At 69.1% G+C, this 15641-nt stretch carries 21 protein-coding genes and 1 tRNA gene; 14 read left to right on the forward strand and 8 right to left on the reverse strand.

What is annotated here, in order from left to right; translation table 11 throughout:
• Positions 1 to 56: 56 nt before the first annotated feature.
• From BN39_RS07780 to BN39_RS07795, 4 genes are read left to right on the forward strand one after another with little or no spacing between them, the layout of a single operon-like run.
• The gene (locus BN39_RS07780) at positions 57 to 482 is read left to right on the forward strand and encodes a Fur family transcriptional regulator (protein WP_019201816.1); all 426 of its coding nucleotides are present in this window, start codon (positions 57 to 59) and stop codon (positions 480 to 482) included.
• A 41-nt stretch (positions 483 to 523) separates the two neighbouring features.
• Positions 524 to 949, forward strand: a complete 426-nt coding sequence (locus BN39_RS07785) for an organic hydroperoxide resistance protein (protein WP_019201817.1) — start codon at positions 524 to 526, stop codon at positions 947 to 949.
• On the forward strand, positions 889 to 1326 hold the full coding sequence (locus BN39_RS07790) for a CrcB family protein (RefSeq protein ID WP_256378468.1): 438 nt from the start codon (positions 889 to 891) through the stop codon (positions 1324 to 1326). Before BN39_RS07785 ends, BN39_RS07790 begins: the two co-directional genes overlap by 61 nt.
• 1 nt (position 1327) lies before the next feature.
• Positions 1328 to 1693 carry a CrcB family protein gene (locus BN39_RS07795; RefSeq protein WP_019201819.1) on the forward strand — a complete coding sequence of 122 codons (366 nt, stop codon included), beginning with the start codon at positions 1328 to 1330 and terminating at the stop codon, positions 1691 to 1693.
• A gap of 48 nt (positions 1694 to 1741) precedes the next feature.
• Here the strand turns inward: BN39_RS07795 and BN39_RS07800 are convergent, their stop codons facing one another.
• On the reverse strand, positions 1742 to 2251 hold the full coding sequence (locus tag BN39_RS07800) for a hypothetical protein (RefSeq protein WP_019201820.1): 510 nt from the start codon (positions 2249 to 2251) through the stop codon (positions 1742 to 1744).
• Positions 2252 to 2254: 3 nt separating this feature from the next.
• Positions 2255 to 2719: a GatB/YqeY domain-containing protein gene (locus BN39_RS07805; RefSeq protein ID WP_040766014.1), complete on the reverse strand. Its 465-nt coding sequence runs from the start codon at positions 2717 to 2719 to the stop codon at positions 2255 to 2257.
• A gap of 53 nt (positions 2720 to 2772) precedes the next feature.
• On the opposite strand from BN39_RS07805, the gene BN39_RS07810 reads away from it, so the two are divergent.
• Positions 2773 to 3726 carry a metallophosphoesterase gene (locus tag BN39_RS07810; protein WP_019201822.1) on the forward strand — a complete coding sequence of 318 codons (954 nt, stop codon included), beginning with the start codon at positions 2773 to 2775 and terminating at the stop codon, positions 3724 to 3726.
• Between the two features lie 64 nt (positions 3727 to 3790).
• Positions 3791 to 3864 (forward strand) — tRNA-Pro (locus BN39_RS07815).
• Between the two features lie 72 nt (positions 3865 to 3936).
• On the opposite strand, the gene BN39_RS07820 is transcribed toward BN39_RS07815, so the two are convergent.
• On the reverse strand, positions 3937 to 4395 hold the full coding sequence (locus BN39_RS07820; protein ID WP_019201823.1) for a hypothetical protein: 459 nt from the start codon (positions 4393 to 4395) through the stop codon (positions 3937 to 3939).
• Entirely contained in the window at positions 4392 to 4634 is a 243-nt protein-coding gene (locus tag BN39_RS07825; protein ID WP_148281436.1) for a hypothetical protein, read from the reverse strand. Before BN39_RS07825 ends, BN39_RS07820 begins: the two co-directional genes overlap by 4 nt.
• Positions 4635 to 4866: 232 nt before the next feature.
• Between BN39_RS07825 and BN39_RS22970 the strand changes: the two genes are divergently transcribed.
• Positions 4867 to 6651, forward strand: a complete 1785-nt coding sequence (locus BN39_RS22970; protein WP_148281437.1) for a hypothetical protein — start codon at positions 4867 to 4869, stop codon at positions 6649 to 6651.
• 4 nt (positions 6652 to 6655) lie between these two features.
• Positions 6656 to 7225 carry a hypothetical protein gene (locus BN39_RS07835; RefSeq protein ID WP_148281438.1) on the forward strand — a complete coding sequence of 190 codons (570 nt, stop codon included), beginning with the start codon at positions 6656 to 6658 and terminating at the stop codon, positions 7223 to 7225.
• Between the two features lie 974 nt (positions 7226 to 8199).
• On the opposite strand, the gene BN39_RS23160 is transcribed toward BN39_RS07835, so the two are convergent.
• Both BN39_RS23160 and BN39_RS07840 read right to left on the reverse strand, forming a co-directional pair.
• Positions 8200 to 8760, reverse strand: a complete 561-nt coding sequence (locus BN39_RS23160; RefSeq protein ID WP_148281439.1) for a hypothetical protein — start codon at positions 8758 to 8760, stop codon at positions 8200 to 8202.
• 70 nt (positions 8761 to 8830) lie between these two features.
• Positions 8831 to 9064 carry a hypothetical protein gene (locus BN39_RS07840; protein ID WP_019201826.1) on the reverse strand — a complete coding sequence of 78 codons (234 nt, stop codon included), beginning with the start codon at positions 9062 to 9064 and terminating at the stop codon, positions 8831 to 8833.
• Between the two features lie 93 nt (positions 9065 to 9157).
• Between BN39_RS07840 and BN39_RS07845 the strand changes: the two genes are divergently transcribed.
• Positions 9158 to 9535, forward strand: coding sequence for a cupin domain-containing protein (locus BN39_RS07845; protein WP_040766018.1), 378 nt, complete (start codon positions 9158 to 9160; stop codon positions 9533 to 9535).
• 57 nt (positions 9536 to 9592) lie between these two features.
• On the opposite strand, the gene BN39_RS07850 is transcribed toward BN39_RS07845, so the two are convergent.
• Both BN39_RS07850 and BN39_RS07855 read right to left on the reverse strand, forming a co-directional pair.
• Entirely contained in the window at positions 9593 to 10087 is a 495-nt protein-coding gene (locus BN39_RS07850; RefSeq protein ID WP_019201828.1) for a hypothetical protein, read from the reverse strand.
• Between the two features lie 122 nt (positions 10088 to 10209).
• On the reverse strand, positions 10210 to 10821 hold the full coding sequence (locus tag BN39_RS07855; RefSeq protein ID WP_019201829.1) for a class I SAM-dependent methyltransferase: 612 nt from the start codon (positions 10819 to 10821) through the stop codon (positions 10210 to 10212).
• Between the two features lie 172 nt (positions 10822 to 10993).
• Between BN39_RS07855 and BN39_RS07860 the strand changes: the two genes are divergently transcribed.
• From BN39_RS07860 to BN39_RS07880, 5 genes are all read left to right on the forward strand, one after another.
• Positions 10994 to 12901 (forward strand): multicopper oxidase family protein, encoded by a 1908-nt coding sequence (locus tag BN39_RS07860; RefSeq protein WP_019201830.1) that lies wholly within the window; start codon positions 10994 to 10996, stop codon positions 12899 to 12901.
• A 51-nt stretch (positions 12902 to 12952) separates the two neighbouring features.
• A complete protein-coding gene (locus BN39_RS07865) occupies positions 12953 to 13645 on the forward strand; it encodes a haloacid dehalogenase type II (RefSeq protein ID WP_019201831.1) in 693 nt (230 codons plus the stop codon).
• Positions 13646 to 13689: 44 nt separating this feature from the next.
• Positions 13690 to 14481 carry an acyl-CoA thioesterase domain-containing protein gene (locus BN39_RS07870; RefSeq protein WP_019201832.1) on the forward strand — a complete coding sequence of 264 codons (792 nt, stop codon included), beginning with the start codon at positions 13690 to 13692 and terminating at the stop codon, positions 14479 to 14481.
• A 24-nt stretch (positions 14482 to 14505) separates the two neighbouring features.
• Positions 14506 to 15273, forward strand: a complete 768-nt coding sequence (locus BN39_RS07875; RefSeq protein WP_019201833.1) for a crotonase/enoyl-CoA hydratase family protein — start codon at positions 14506 to 14508, stop codon at positions 15271 to 15273.
• A 131-nt stretch (positions 15274 to 15404) separates the two neighbouring features.
• Positions 15405 to 15638: a hypothetical protein gene (locus BN39_RS07880; RefSeq protein WP_019201834.1), complete on the forward strand. Its 234-nt coding sequence runs from the start codon at positions 15405 to 15407 to the stop codon at positions 15636 to 15638.
• Positions 15639 to 15641 lie beyond the last annotated feature (3 nt).

Here is a 15641-nt window from a genome sequence, read left to right on the forward strand (position 1 = left end):
GTCACAGCCGCTCCGAAACCCTGGAACCATTCCAGAATCAGGCGTAGTCTAGCGACATGACTGAGGTGGTGCCGACGGCCGAGGAGCGGCTGCGCGGCGTGGGGCTGCGGATCACCGCGCCCCGCGTCGCCGCCCTCGGCTACCTCGACGGACACCCCCACGCGACCGCCGACGACGTGGCGGAACACCTGCGGGAGCGGCTCGGCACCGTCGCCACGCAGACCGTCTACGACGTGCTCCGCGTGTGCTCCGAGAAGGGCCTGCTCCGGCGCATCGAACCGGCCGGCTCCGCGGTGCGGTACGAGGGGCGGGTGGGGGACAACCACCACCATCTGGTGTGCCGCAGCTGCGGGCTGATCATCGACGTGGACTGCATCGTCGGCGCCGCCCCCTGCCTGACTCCGGACGACGACCACGGCTTCGCCATCGACGAGGCCGAGGTCACGTTCTGGGGGTACTGTCGCGACTGCGCCGCCCGTTGACGCGGCGCAATCCTCGTTGTGTCGTGCAAAGGAGATATCTGATGAGCCTCGAAGTGCTGTACACCATCTCGTCGACCGCCACCGGCGGCGGCCGTGACGGCCACGTGAAGTCGGCGACCGGTCGCCTCGACCTCGACACCCGTCCGCCGAAGGAGATGGGCGGCAGCGGCGAGGGCACCAACCCCGAGGAGCTGTTCTCCGCCGGCTACGCCGCGTGCTTCCTCGGCGCCATCCACGCGGTGGCGCGGGGCGAGAAGGTCGCGCTGCCCGCCGAGACCAGCGTCGACGTGACCGTCGGCTTCGGCAAGACCGACTCGGGGTTCGGCATCAACGCCGCGATCAGCGCGTCGCTGCCCGGCGTGGAGCAGGCCGTGGCCGAGGACCTGGTGTCCAAGGCCCACCAGCTGTGCCCGTACTCGAACGCGACCCGCGGCAACATCGACGTCGATCTCACCACCCAGGTCTGAGCGTCCACGCCAACCTGCGGCCCGCCGCCGTCGGACTCGTCTTCGCCGGCGGCGCGGCCGGAACCCTGGTTCGCGCCGGGGTGGGGGAGTGGCTCCCGCACTCGCCCTTCTCGTGGGCCACGTTCACGGTCAACATGATCGGCGCGTTCCTGCTCGGCGGCCTCACCGAGGCCCTGTCCCAGCGGGCCGAGGATGAACGGCTTCGCCGTATCCGGCTGCTGATCGGCACCGGATTCTGCGGTGGTCTCACCACCTACAGCGCCTTCGCCCTCGACATCCACGACGCGGCGCCGGCCGTCGGCGCGCTGTACGCCGCGGCGACGATCCTGTGCGGCCTCGTGGCGGCCCTGGCCGGCGCTCTCGCGGTGCGGAGGTGACATGACCACGCTCCTCGTCTGCCTCGGCGGCGGCCTCGGCGCCGTCCTCCGGTTCCTCGTGGACACCGGGCTCCGGGCCCGGCTCACCGTCTGGTCGACCGCGGTGATCAACGCGTCCGGTTCCCTGGCGCTGGGTCTCCTCGCCGGCGCGGCCGCCGGGAACGGGATCGGCGGCGCCGCACTCGCCGTCTTCGGCACCGGATTGTGCGGCGGCTACACGACGTTCAGCACCGCCACCGTCGAAACCCTGGGGCTGCTGCGCGACTGCCGGTACCGGGACGGGATCGCATACGGACTCGCGACGGTCGTGGTGAGCGTGCTCGCCGTGTGGGGCGGGTACGCCCTGGGCACGGCGGCGTTCGCCTGACCGTGCGCCCCGCGGGCCCGACGGTGCGCCGGGGCCGTCGCCGGGGCGTCAGGCGGGGGCGCCGCTGCGGGCGAGCGCGTACCGGTACACCGGCTTCGTGAGCGCGAGCGACGCGAGGAACAGCACCAGCACGATCACGCCACCCCACATCGGCAGCCCGGAGAGCGGCTGCCCGTTGTGGTCCACGCCGTAGCGACTCACCGGGTCGGTGTAGCCGACGGGGTTGGCGAGCAGCACCTCCCCGGCGATCGCCAGGAACCCGAGGAACGTGACCAGCGCGTAGGTCAGAGCCGCCCAGCGGACACCGAACAGGGCGAACAGCCCGGTGAACGCCATCGCCGCGCAGGCCACCAGGCTGCCGATGCACAGCACCATCACGGCGATGGTGCGCACGCCGAGCGGCGACGACGGGAAGTTCCCGGGGTAGCCCAGCGTGCCGAACAGGGCCGAGCACTGCACGATCCCCGTGATGCCGAGCGCGATCGCGCCCGCGCCCGCGGCGAGCGAGACGAGCGCCCACAGCCATACCGCGCCTCCCCGGCGGACCCCCGAAGCCACGCGCTAGGCCAGCCGCGCCTTGACGGCGGCCGACAGCCGCTTGCCGTCGGCGGCGCCCGCCGCCTTCGCGGTGGCGATCTTCATGACCTGACCCATGTTGCGCACCGTCGGATCGTCGCCCAGTTCGTCCTTGACCTGCGCCACGGCGTCGTCGACGAGGGCGTTCAGCTCGTCGTCGCCCAGCTGCTGCGGGAGGTAGCGGGCCATCACGTCGGCCTCGGCGCGCTCCTTGGCGGCCAGCTCGTCGCGGCCGTTCTCGGTGAAGATCTCGGCGGCCTCGCCGCGCTTCTTCACCTCGCGCGCGACCACCTTGAGGAACTCCTCGTCGGTGAGGGCGTGGGCGGTGCCGGACGTCTCCTCGGCCTGGATCGCCGACAGCAGCATGCGCAGCGTGCCGGTGACCAGGGTGTCCTTGGCCTTCATCGCGGTCTTGAGGTCGTCGCGGATAGCGGCCTTCACTTCAGACATGCCAACCAAGTTACGCGGTGCGCGCGGAGGGGGCACGGAAGTATCCTGGCGCAATGGCAGTGAAACCGTCCCTGGTCCGTGCGGGAGCGTCGCTGGTGGGCGCCGGTATCGCCGGTGCCGCGTACGCCACCGTCCTCGAGCGCAACGCGTTCACGCTGCGTGAGCACACGCTGCCGATCCTGCCGCCGGGGACGCCCACGCTGAAGATCCTGCACATCTCGGATCTGCACATGACGCCCGGGCAGCGCCTCAAGCAGGCCTGGGTGCGCGAGCTCGCCGGCCTGGAGCCCGACCTCGTCGTGAACACGGGTGACAACCTCTCGCACCCCCGCGCGGTGCCGTCCGTCGTGCAGACTCTCGGCCCGCTGCTCGGCCGCCCGGGCCTGTTCGTGTTCGGCTCCAACGACTACTTCGGACCGACGCCCAAGAATCCGGCGAAGTACTTCGACAAGAACCACGAGCGGCAGTACGGCGAGCCGCTGCCCTGGCAGGACCTGCGGGCCGCGTTCTCCGAGCGCGGCTGGCTGGACGCCACGCACGCCAAGCACCGGCTCGAGGTGGGCGGCGTGACCATCGCCGTGGCGGGCGTCGACGATCCGCACATCGAGCGGGACCGGTACGAGACCATCGCCGGCCGGGCCGACGAGGCCGTCGACCTGCGGCTCGCGCTCACCCACTCACCCGAACCGCGGGTGCTGGACCGGTTCGCCAGCGACGGGTACGACCTGGCGCTGGCCGGCCACACCCACGGCGGACAGCTGTGCCTGCCGGTGGTGGGCGCGCTGGTGACCAACTGCGGCCTCGACCGGTCGCGGGTCAAGGGCGCCTCCGCCTGGGGGGCGCACATGAAGCTGCACGTCAGCGCCGGACTGGGAACCTCGCCGTGGGCGCCCTTCCGCACGTTCTGCCGTCCCGAGGCTTCGCTCCTCACCCTCGTCAGCGCTCCGGTCCGGGACCACGAGATCGAGATCGGCCCGGCGGTCACCCCGGAGGCGGTGCGCGCGTAGCGTCGCTCACCTGCGGATTTCATGCCCGACGGTGGCTGTAGTAACCTTGTCGAGGTTCTCAAAACGGGGTGTGGCGCAGCTTGGTAGCGCGCTTCGTTCGGGACGAAGAGGTCGTGGGTTCGAATCCCGCCACCCCGACTCGTTGGTTGAGACGACAGCAGGGCCCCTGATCAGTGGAGACACTGGCCAGGGGCCTTACTTGTTGCGCGTCTACATCGTGGCGGCGCTGAGCAGATAGGCCGCGACAGCGAGGGCTGCAACCAGGACGACGAGAAGCGCGACCACCGCGAGTGCGATCGGTCGCCGATCGACGTGTGCTGGCATCGACGCTTCTGCCTCGGCGGTACCCGGAGTCGGCGGTTCGGGTTCCTCCGGGGCTCCGACGGCCTCGCGCCACACCTCGCGCCACCGGTCCTTCGGCCAGGCCGTGACCCTGTCGGAAGTGGACGCGCTGACCTCGTCGCGGCGTGCGGCCGAGATCTGGAGGTAGGTGATCACCGGTTCGAGATCGCCGAACCTGCTCGGTACGTGCCGGCCGGCACGCCAATCGCTGATCCGTTGCCGACTGACTCCGACGCCGGAGTCGGCCACCTCCGTCACGCTTGGATCGCCGGCCTCCGCGAACGCGCGTTGCAGCGCGGAGGCGAGTGTGGTGTTCCCCGTGGTCATGACGTGAGTAGCCCGTAGAGCTTGATCAGGTTCTGCCAGAGCAACCAGCCCGCGATGACCGTGATGACGGTGAACGCTCCCCACACGGTCCACGTGCCGATGACCTCGGCGGCGGCCGGGAGCCGCGGCAGCGTCAGGGCACAGGCGACGATCAGAACGGCTCCGACGAAGACGCTGAGGGTGGCCGTCAGCGCGTCGCCGCGAGTCTGCTCGCCGCCTCCTGGGGGCTTTTCAACCATGGTAGTGACGATACTGCAGAAGTGAATCACTGCAACGGATCCAGTGTTTTTCCGACACTGATCGCGCGCCCGATCGGGTGCAACGCCGCCGCGCTATCTGATTCATCCACTCCGGCGGGGTTTGCGAAGGTAACAGTTGGATCACGGATACTCTCGTTGACCTGCGGTGACGTCCGCCGGTTGGCGCCGGACCGCGCCGGATTGTTGAACCGGCGGAGGTTTCCGTGCTCTGGTGAACACATCGATCGCCGATCTCGAATCGCATCCAGCGACACGGAGACGGCAACCCATCCTGCTGAAGAATCGAGGCATCATGGCGTCTCTGTCCGACGAGACCGAGCAGTTCGCTGAGGGCTCCCCTCCGGTTCATCAAACCCGGCCACAGCACGCCGTCGGCTCCGACGCCCCGGGCGTCGGCCGCGCCGGCTGGTGGGTCATCACCATCACCGCCGGAATGCTCCTCGTTATGGGTGTCGTGCACGCCGTGTTCGGCCCTGTGCGCTATTGGACGCCGGTGCCCGTGGTGTTCCTCGCGTACTTCTTCGTCTCCGGCGCGATCAGCCTGGTGTTCTGGACGGGCGTAAGTGAAATCCGTGCTCCGGAGCTGAACACCCACGAACCCGCACCCCTGGCGACGCGGGCCGCCGCCGCGGCCGGTGCCGTCGGTGTCGCCTCCGCACTCGTGCTCCTCCCGGTGGGCCTGACGGACGCGCCGGCGAACGCGCTGCCCTGCCCGGACGGGAGCAACACCTGCGGCCCCACGGCCCCCACCTTCGACCCCGGCCCCACTCAGGGCGGCAACACCACCGCCCCGCAGGCGCCGCAGACCACGATCCCCGGTTACACCCCGCCGAACACCCCTGCCGCTCCGACGCAGGGCACACCGAACGACGGGGGCAACTTCCACGTCCAGACCCCGGACTTCGGCACCCCGGAGCCCGGGTCGTGCATCGTCGGATGCGACGCCACACCGGCGCAGCCCCCGAGGATCCCCGGCAACGAGGCCACCGCGCCGACCGCCGGCCAATCGCAGAACCCCGCGCAGCAGAACCCCGTCACGACCGCTCCGAACACCCCGCGCGTGCCGACCTCGACCCCGAAGCTGCGCACCCCGGTACCGGAGACCACGACGTCGACCACCCGCAACCGCACGGTCAGTGACCGCGACAACAACGACCGCGACGAGAACAGGGATGAGGACCGCCCCGGCTGGCCGTACGCCGTCGCGGAGCTCGCAGCGGTGGCCGGCACCTACCGGCGACGGACTGCGTGGGCGAACAGAGCGCTGCGGGACGGTCGAGCCGTCGCGGACAACACGATAACCGAGGTGACGCGCGATGCGACTGTTGTCAGCAAGCCGTCCGCTTCGAGCGTTCCTGCTCCGGCGCCTCCCGTGGGAAGTGACAACCAGGCTGTGTACGGATCTGAGAGCGGCATCGCAAACAGGCTCGAGGGGGCAACTGACCTTCGGGCTAACGGCTGGGCCGTGGTGGCGTACTTCAAAGGTTCGGGGAAGCCGACCGCGGCAAGTTTCCTATCGCACTACCTTGGTAATAGCGGCACGCCGATGACTCTGCCCGCGTCGACGGTTGACGCTTGGACGTCGGAAGCGACGACCGCCTACCAGACTCCTGTTAAGGGCGCTGTGGACACCCTGAGAAACGAAGCGCTCCAAGCAGCGCTGCAGCAGGCGAAGGACGCTGGGCAAACCGTCACAACCTCCGGCAATACGCGATGGATCGCCGGTGTCTCCGGAAACTCCGAAGATTCTGTAACCACGTTGGGGCGCTATGCCGTATCGGTTGCTTACTCCGTCACGATGGATCCCGATGGCAACTTCTCCATGGCATGGCGCCCCGATGTGTCCGACTACTACAACTTCTCCCCGCAGGGCGACTGGGGCGACATCCAGCACCAGACGTCATCGAACATGGTGAAGCTGTACGAACTGGGCTACGCAAACGAGTTCCTGGTCACAGGGTCGGGCACTGTGCAGAGTCTCGCAGGGACGATCTAGGAATATGACCCGACGTAAAGCGGTCTGGTTGGGAGTGGCGGTTCTTGTTGTTTCCGCTATTGCTCTGGTGTCGGCGACCTTGTACCTGGAGCATCGGGAGAGAGACCAGGAGCGCCACACCTTCGACACCGTCGAGCGGTACCTCACGATCCCACTCACGAGCCTGGGGTCCGACGAGTACCACTCTTATCAGAGTGACGACGCCTGGTTGGACTCGTACGCCTTGTCGAGCGTGGCTGTTAACAACGCCGATCCGGTGAAGGGGCTGAGGTTCCAGACCCGAAACACCGCAGTCGCCGAATCGCAGTTCTTGTCCATTGCTCTTGAGGAACTACCGGCTGATGGTTGTGTCAAGAATCCCGGGAACGTCCAGAGGGCGCTTTCAGAGCCAGAGAACCTGGCGTTGAAACTGGTGAACGCCTCACTGCTGAGCTGCGATATGCCGACAAGGTTCGCTTCAAAAGAATGGAACGAGGACGGGCAAGACGTACGCGTAAGCATCTTCTCGCAAGACGAAGGCACGTCAGGCGGCCCAGTTCGGATTGTCGCCGCGGTCGAGGTTACGAAACCGTAGGTCGTCTGCTCCGCGGGCGCATGTCTCCCGATGACGAGATTCGAGCGGCACCCGCGGCGCGAATGCGCGGCTACTGCCGCGGCGGAGTCGCGCAGGCGGAGTTCGTTAAGCTCAAGTACCCGGGCGAGTGAGGGGATCATGAGTCGAGTCCGTTCACGGAGGCGAATCGTCCGGGTGCTGTTCGCGCTCGCCCTGTTTGCGATCTTCGCCGCTATGGCAGCTCGGATTGCTTGGCTGTCTGCGAGCGAGGACTCGAGAACCGCCTGGCGCTACTGGTGGACCGGTGTTCCTGAAGTGTCCGCACTTACGGATCTGCAGATGGGGGAAGACGCTGGACGCGTCGTCGCCGGCCTGAACACGAGGGACCCGATGATGGTCGGTATCCGAGGAAATCTCCCAGGAGTGACAACACCTGAGAGTAGACCCTTCTCACCAGAGGTGCTCGAGTTGATCACGGCGGCGATGCCACCACCCGGTTGCGGATACTCCGTTGAGGACGTTGTCGACGTCGGTGAAACAGGAGGAAAGAAGGTACCGGGTGCCGTTCGTCCGATGCCTTCACGACGGGTCGATGTGAAGGTGATCCAACACTGCCGAGATGCCACAACGCCTTATGATCGAGAAGAGCGGACGATATCGTTGTTCTATAAGGCTGACGCTCTGACGTGGGAGTTGTCCGGACTTTCCGGACCATAACATCACGCTTCGGTCCGCTGTGCTTCGCGCGGTTAGGGTCCGTTCAACGAGGGCGACACTCATCTCGACGGTGCGAGCGCGGCGTCCTTCGTGATGCGGTATGCCGAGGCGCGGTTGATTTCGAACGTCGTCGCCGAAGGCGCTGGCGGTCGACAATGCGGCTCCCACATCCATGTGTTCAGCATGTGTCATTGTTCACGTATGGCAAGTATCGGCGACGCCGCGGGGCCGGGGCCAGGCAGATAGCAGCACGCAGGCCCAGCTGGATCGGGCCCAGATTAGACCAGTCCAGAACTGCGGGGTTGTCCACAGAGGTCACGTCGACCCGGTGCACCACTGTGCGTCTTGGGAATCGCGCATGGGTCCCGTGATGCGATCCCGATCTTCGACAGGCCATCCTCCTGCTTGGTGACCATCGTCACACGGCACTGGCCGGTAGTCATGGTTCGCGTTTCGAATCCAGTGCAGCCCTCGAAGACTCCGGTGGTGACGAAGTAGTCGACGATCGGCCCTGAAACGTCGCGTGGTGTGCCGCCCTCGTTCACGCTTTGCGAACCGCGAGTCGTCTGCCCCGCGCGAACACAGGGCGGTACTCGAGGATGGGCGTCGACCGCCTCCGCTCCGGGGACGGTCTTAACGACGAACTCGTCTGCCGCGGCGGCGGTCAGAGTGAAGACAAGGTCGATCGACGTGAGGTCGTTCTTCCACCCGCCCTTTTCGAGTCTCGCTGTCAAGGCGTTCGCCGTGTTGGGGACGGTGACGCCGGCTGCGGACGAGAGTTGCAGGATCTCGTCTGTGGACGGCTCTTTCGGCTCGGTGCCGCATCCGGCGACGGTCACGCAACACGCCACCACAAAGCACACGCCGATGCGCCTCATTGGAATCACAACGCCCCCGTCTCAGTGTGGGTCAACGCCAGCCTTCGGGCGGAGGGCGGTGTTCGCTGCTGCCGATGTGATGGGCTGGCGGAGGCACGTAGCGCCATTCGTCCTCCTCGCCGAGCGTCCACTTACGGAAGTGTGGGGTGAACCCGCCCGACCACTCTCCCCGCTTCTGGCGCCGGCGGACGACGACCAACAGGGCGATGGGGATAAGGGCGCTGCCGAAGGCGTAGGCGATCGTGAATACGGCTCCCACATCCATGCGTTCAGTATGTGCTATTTTTCGCATATAGCAACTGACGAACGCGTTCCGAACAGGGCGCGCCTGCGGCGACGAGTGTGCGACTCTGGATCCATGCCCTCTTCGCCCGCTCAAGCGGTAGACCTCAAAGACAAGTTGTCGCTGTTCTCCGAACACTGGTCGCCGAAGGTGATCGCGCGGATGAATGACTACGAGATCAAGGTCGTCAAGCTCGACGGCGAGTTCGTGTGGCACTCGCACCAGGACACCGACGAGATGTTTCTGGTTCTGTCAGGCGAGTTGGAGATCCAGCTGCGCGACCAGACAGTGACGGTCGGCCCGGGGCAGCTGTACGTCGTGCCGCGCGGAGTGGAGCACCGCCCCACCGCTTCCAGTGAGGTCCATGCAGTGATCATCGAGCCCGCCGGAGTCGTGAACACCGGGGACGCGGGCGGCGCTCTGACCGCCGCTTACGACGACAGCCTCGCGTAGCACGGCCCCGGTCCCGCACTCCGTGACTCCACGGGCCGGTCCGGTCCGCAGTTCTCGTCAATTGGACGACGGTGCCTTCTTCGGGGGCGGGCACTTTCCGGTGCGTTCGCCGATGGAGTTGATCTCGGCGTTGGAGCGGGGATCGCCCGCGTAGTTGATCTGATCAGTGCACTTCGCCGTCTCCTTCTCGATCGGCGGCGGGCACTTGCCGGTGCGTTCGCCGATGGAGTTGATCTCGGCGTTGGATCGCGGGTCGCCCGCGTAATTGATCCGGTCGGTGCAGCGGCGAGCCTCCTGCGCCGGCGTGGTCGGGCCGGGCTCGGGTTGTCTCGGCTTGGTCGTCGGCCGCTGCGCCGGCGTGTGTTTCGTGGCGGGCGCTTCCGGGGCGTGCGTCTCGACGGTCCCGGTCTGGACCGACGCCGGATTCGACGCGGTGATCGACGCCGTCTCGGGAGCCGGTGTGCCGCCGGTGTCGTTCGAGCACGCGGCCCCGGAGAGCACCGTCAGGCCGAGGGCCGCGGAAACCAGCGTGCGCACGAACTGCTTCGTCATCGATCGCCTCTTCTCGAGTAGGGATGGCCGTGGATACGCGCTGTGAGGCTCAACGCTGCGAACAAGTGTCGACACCGGAATGTCGCCCCGGGCTCCCGGCGGCGTTACCCGAGGGGCCGCGGTCAGGCCGTCGCGCGGCCGAGAACGAGGGGAGAGGACGGCACCGGCGCCCACGCGGGCGCGAGCATCCGGTCCTCGACGGCGGAGATCGTGAACCCCGCCGACCGGATCATGCCGGCGGCGTCCCGATGGGTGTGGCAGTTGCCGAACAGTCTGGGCCAGAACGTCCCGTCGACCAGCTTCTGCAGGCCCTCCAGCATCCCGCCCTCGGCGGAGACGTGCTCGAGGAAGCGCAGCTCACCGTCGGGGCGCAGGAGCGAACGGACCTGCGCGACGGCGGCTTCCGGGCCCGGGAGCGAGCACAGTACGAGACTGAACACGGCGGCGTCGAACGGCTCGGCGGAGGTGAACTCGTCGAGTCGCTCGGGCCGCACCTCGAACCGCCCGTCCGTCGCCGCGCGCTCGGCCCGGACCCGCAGCCCCTCCGCGGGCTCCAGCGCCACGACGGACGTCACCTCCGGCGGGTACAGCGGGAAGTTCGTGCCGGTTCCGGCGCCGATCTCGAGGACCCTGCCGGCGAGCCCTGCCAGGTTGCGCCGCCGCAGCTCGCCGATCAGCGGCGGCTCGTTCCGCACGATCGCCGGCCACACCTTCACGAACAGGGAATCGCCCATCACCGGTCTCCTCGGGTCTCGTCCCTTCTTGGTACCCCACCCGGCCCGCCGTGGCCAGCCCCGCGCGACACGGGCGGAACGCACCGAAGCCGGAATCCACAGGTGGACCAGGGTTGCCGTTCCCGCCGAACCGCTCGGTCGCGTGCGCGGACCGGGGTAGCGTCCGGGGCCCATGCCCAGCCGACGCACGGTGCTCCGCTCCGCCCTGGCGGCGTTCACCGCGACGCTCTGCGGCGCCGAGGCGCGGGCCCTGCCGCCCGTCCCCGCGCCGCCGATCCCGCCGATCCCGGTGCCCGTGCCGGACATGCGGCCGGTGTTCCCCGGCGGCCCGCCCGGCTTCTACCACCGCTCACCGGTCCTGCGGAAGTTCGTCGACGCGTTGGCCGTCCCGCCCGTGATCGCGGCCGACGGTGCGCGGCTCACCGCCCGGCCCGTGCGCCACCGCTACCACCGGGACCTTCCGGCCACGCGGCTGTGGGGCTTCCACGACGGTGTGCTCGGGCCCGTCCTCGAGGCCCGGTCCGGCCGCGTCACCGATGTCACCTTCGTCAACGCGCTCGGCGTGCACCCGCTCGCAACATCGGTGGAGGTCGGCATCGGCGGCACCACGGAACGGGACAAGGTGGACCCGCGATTCACCGTGCACCTGCACGGCGCCGAGACCGCACCGGAATCCGACGGGCACCCGATGATCAACTGGCGCAACGGCGGTGTGCAGCGCAACCGCTACCGGATCCGGCACGAGGCAGGCACCCTCTGGTACCACGACCACGCCATGGGGATCACCCGTCTCAACGTGCAGGCCGGGCTCGCCGGCGGCTACTACGTGCGGGACGATCTGGACACCGGGCGCCCGGGAAACCCCCTCGGTCTCCCCGCCGGCGAGTACGAGATCCCGTTACTGATACAGGATCTCATGATCAACCCGGACGGCAGCCCGCAGCCGAAGATGGTCACCCCGTTCCCGCCGGGCTACGACCAGCAGGGCCTCATGGGCGACGTGGCCGTGGTCAACGGCACCGCCTGGCCCCGGCTCGACGTGCGGCGCACCGTCTACCGCCTGCGCATCGTGATCGCCGCCAACACCCGCACCTACCGGCTGGGCCTCGACAGCCCCGGACACGACCTCACCGTGATCGGCGGAGACCAGGGCCTGCTCAACGAGCCGGTGGACGCCGACACCGTGAAACTCGGTCCCGGAGAACGGATCGACCTGCTCGTCGACTTCCGCCGCTACCGGGTGGGCGACACCGTGGACCTGATCAACACCGCCGAGAACAGCGTCGGCAACAACATCCTCATGACGCCGGACCTGCGCGAGATCATCCGGTTCCGGGTGGTCGGCGAAGCGACGGAACCCGTTCCGCGCGTGCACCCGGTGCTCCGCGACGGCGCGCGGCTGCCGCGCATCGAGCGGCCCTCCCGCGTGCGGCCCGACCGCACCCGAACGGTCACCCTCACCTACGAATTCGACCTCCCCAGGATCGCGTCCCTCGTCCCGACCATGCTCACGCTGAACAACCTGCCGTTCATGTCCGACGACGTGGACCGGGCCCGCGCGGGCACCGTCGAACGCTGGGACATCGCCAACGTCACCGACTTCGAGCACCCCGTCCACGTGCACCTCGCGCGGTTCCTGGTGATCGGACGCGGCCGGCTGCGGGCGGCGCAGTACATGCTCGTCCACCCCGTCCCGCCGTTCGGCACCCGATGGGCCCCGCCCGTCGAGGGATTCGCCGACGAACTGGAACCCGCGCCCGCATGGGAGGCGGGCTGGAAGGACACCGTCACCTGCCCCGCCCAGTCCGTGACCTCGATCCTGGTGTTCTGGCCGAGCGCGGACGACCTCGGCTTCGACCCGGACGCGCCGATTCCCGTCCCCGGCGACGCCGAAGTGGTCCGGATGTCCGGACACGGAGCGGGAAACGGGACCGGGGCCGGACCACACGGCGGCGGGCACGGCGGAGGGCACGACACGGACGGGACGCCGCACGAGGCGGTGCGCGGCTACGTGTGGCACTGCCACAACCTGGAGCACGAGGACCACGACATGATGCAGCGGATCCGCGTCCTCCCCTAGGTTTCCGGCGCACACCGCCCGCGGCCGGGACGGGTCTGCGAGGATCGCGTCATGTCCCGGATCAAGGTCCTCGCGTTCGACACGTTCGGCACCGTCACCGACTGGCACACCGGCGTCACCGCGGTCCTCGCCGAGACCTTTCCCGGGGTCGACGCCGCGCAGCTCGCCCTGGCGTGGCGACTCCGGTACAGCCCCGCCCTCGCGGAGGTGGAGTCCGGCGAACGTCCCTGGGCCCTCCTCGACGACCTGCACCGCACCGAACTGGACGCCATCCTGCGCGACCGGCACGGGATCGAGGCGAGCGCGGAGCAACTCGACCACGCCGTCCACGCCTGGCACGTCATCCCCGGCTGGCCCGACGCCGCCGACGCCATCCGCAGGCTCAAGACCCGCTACGTGGTGACCGCGCTCAGCAACGGCAACGTCGCCCTGCTCACCGAGATGGCCAAGCACAACGGGTTCGATTGGGATTTCATCGGCGGCGCCGACCTGTGGCGCCACTACAAGCCGGCGCCGCAGGTCTATCTCGGCCTCGCCGAGCTGATGCGGGTACGACCCGACGAGGTGCTCATGGTGGCCACCCACGCCTCGGACCTCGCCGCCGCCCGCGGCTGCGGACTGCGCACCGCGTACATCGAACGTCCCCGCGAGTGGGGTCCGATGGCCAAGCCGGAACAGCGCGAACCCCTCGACGAGTTCCACGCCACCGGCATGGACGACCTCGCCGATCAGCTCGGGTGCTGACCCGCGACGCGGCCGCCCGGGACGCACCTGGTAGACCCATAGAGGTGAATCCGCAGCAGGTCAGCCCCCAATTCATCCGCGACGGCGAGGGCTTCTCCTCGTTGCCCGCGGCGGAGGGGCGGTGGGCTCCCGGCACACTGGCCGGCCCGGCGGTGGCCGGCCTGCTCGCGCAGGTCCTCGACGGTGCGTTCGGCGAGGGGCTGGTGCCCGCCCGCTGGCACTGCGACCTGTTCCGGATGGTCCGCGCGGGCCACGTCGACGTGCGCACCCGGCTGGTCCGCTCCGGGCGCCGGATCCGCGTGGCGGAGGCCGAGATCGTGCAGAACGACACCACCGTCGTCCGCGCGTCCGCGACGTTCTACCACCGCGCGCCCCAGCCCGACGGGCACGCCTGGAGCGACCCGGACGAACCCGCGCCGGCACCGTCGAACGAGTACCGGTTGTCGATGGCCGCCGGCGACGGCGACTACGCGCCCTTCGAGGGCGGAGCCCGGTGGAACACCCCGGATCGCAAGCGGCTGTGGACCGTCGGGTGGCGGGTGCTCGACGGGGAGGAGACCACGCCGTTCGCCCGCGCCGCGATGGTCTCGGACTGCACGAACCTCGTCACCGGGATGGGCACCGGCGGGGTCCAGACCATCAACGGCGACGTCTCGATGGCGCTGGCGCGCGCCCCGATCGGCGACGAGATCGGACTCGAGGCCGACCAGCACCTCCTCGTGGACGGGGTGAGCGCCGCCTCCGCGAGCATGTTCGACCGCCACGGCCGGTTCGGCGTCTGCAGCGTGACGGGCGTCGCGACAGGATCCGCCGTGCACGGACCGGAGAAGTCCTGACCGAGAATCACTGAGGGAGAAGCCATGAGCACCGTCGCCGTCAGCACCCGCGGACCCGTGACCGTCATCGAGATCGACCGCCCCGCGGTGCGCAACGCCGTCGACAGGGACACGGCCGAAGCCCTCGCCGCCGCCTTCCGTGCCTTCGACGCCGACGAGGGCTCCGCGGTCGCCGTCCTGCACGGACGCGGCGGAACCTTCTGCGCCGGAGCCGATCTCAAGGCCGTCGCGGAGGGCCGGCCGAACCGGTTCGAGCCCGACGGGGACGCCCCCATGGGCGTCAGCCGCCTCCGGCTGGGCAAGCCCGTGGTCGCCGCGATCGAGGGGCACGCCGTCGCCGGCGGCCTGGAACTCGCGATCTGGGCCGACCTGCGGGTGGCGGCGGACGACGCCGTGCTCGGCGTGTTCTGCCGCCGGTGGGGTGTGCCGCTCATCGACGGCGGAACGGTGCGGCTGCCGCGCCTGATCGGCGCGAGCCGCGCGATGGACCTGATCCTCACCGGCCGCCCCGTGGACGCCGCCGAGGCCGAGGCGATGGGCCTGGTCAACCGCGTCGTCCCCGCGGGCACCGCCCTGGAGGCCGCCGTCGAGCTCGGAACCCGGCTCGCGCAGTTCCCGCAGACCTGCATGCGCAACGACCGGCTGTCGATGCTCGAGGGGGAGGGGCGCACCGAGGAGGAGGCCCTCGGGGTCGAGCACCGCTACGGCCGCGGCTCGCTGTCCGACGGTGCCATCGCCGGCGCCGCCCGATTCGCGGGCGGCGCGGGGCGACACGGCGCCTTCGGGGAATGACGTCCGGCGCGGCATCAAGCCGTCGCGCAACGGTCACGCGACAGACACCTGCCATTCGGCGTCGTGACGGGCGTCACGTCCTACTGTGCAGGCGAACGCCCACCCGGGGCGCAGCAGAGAGGGACACCACCATGGGGCCCGCAGGCACCGTCCGCAGCGAACTCGACGATCTCACCGCCCAACTCACGCGCATCGCCGCCTCCATCGGGCGGACCGGCGACGACCTCCAGATCGACGCCCGCAGCCTGCACGAGACCGGCTCGTGCGACGCGGTGAACTCAATCGCCCGCCGCCTCGACGATCAGGGGCTGCAACTGCGCCGCCTCCAGTCGCGCATGACGAAGGTCATCGACAGCCTGGGCTGAGGG

This window comes from Tsukamurella sp. 1534 (assembly GCF_000312385.1).
Classification (GTDB): domain Bacteria; phylum Actinomycetota; class Actinomycetes; order Mycobacteriales; family Mycobacteriaceae; genus Tsukamurella.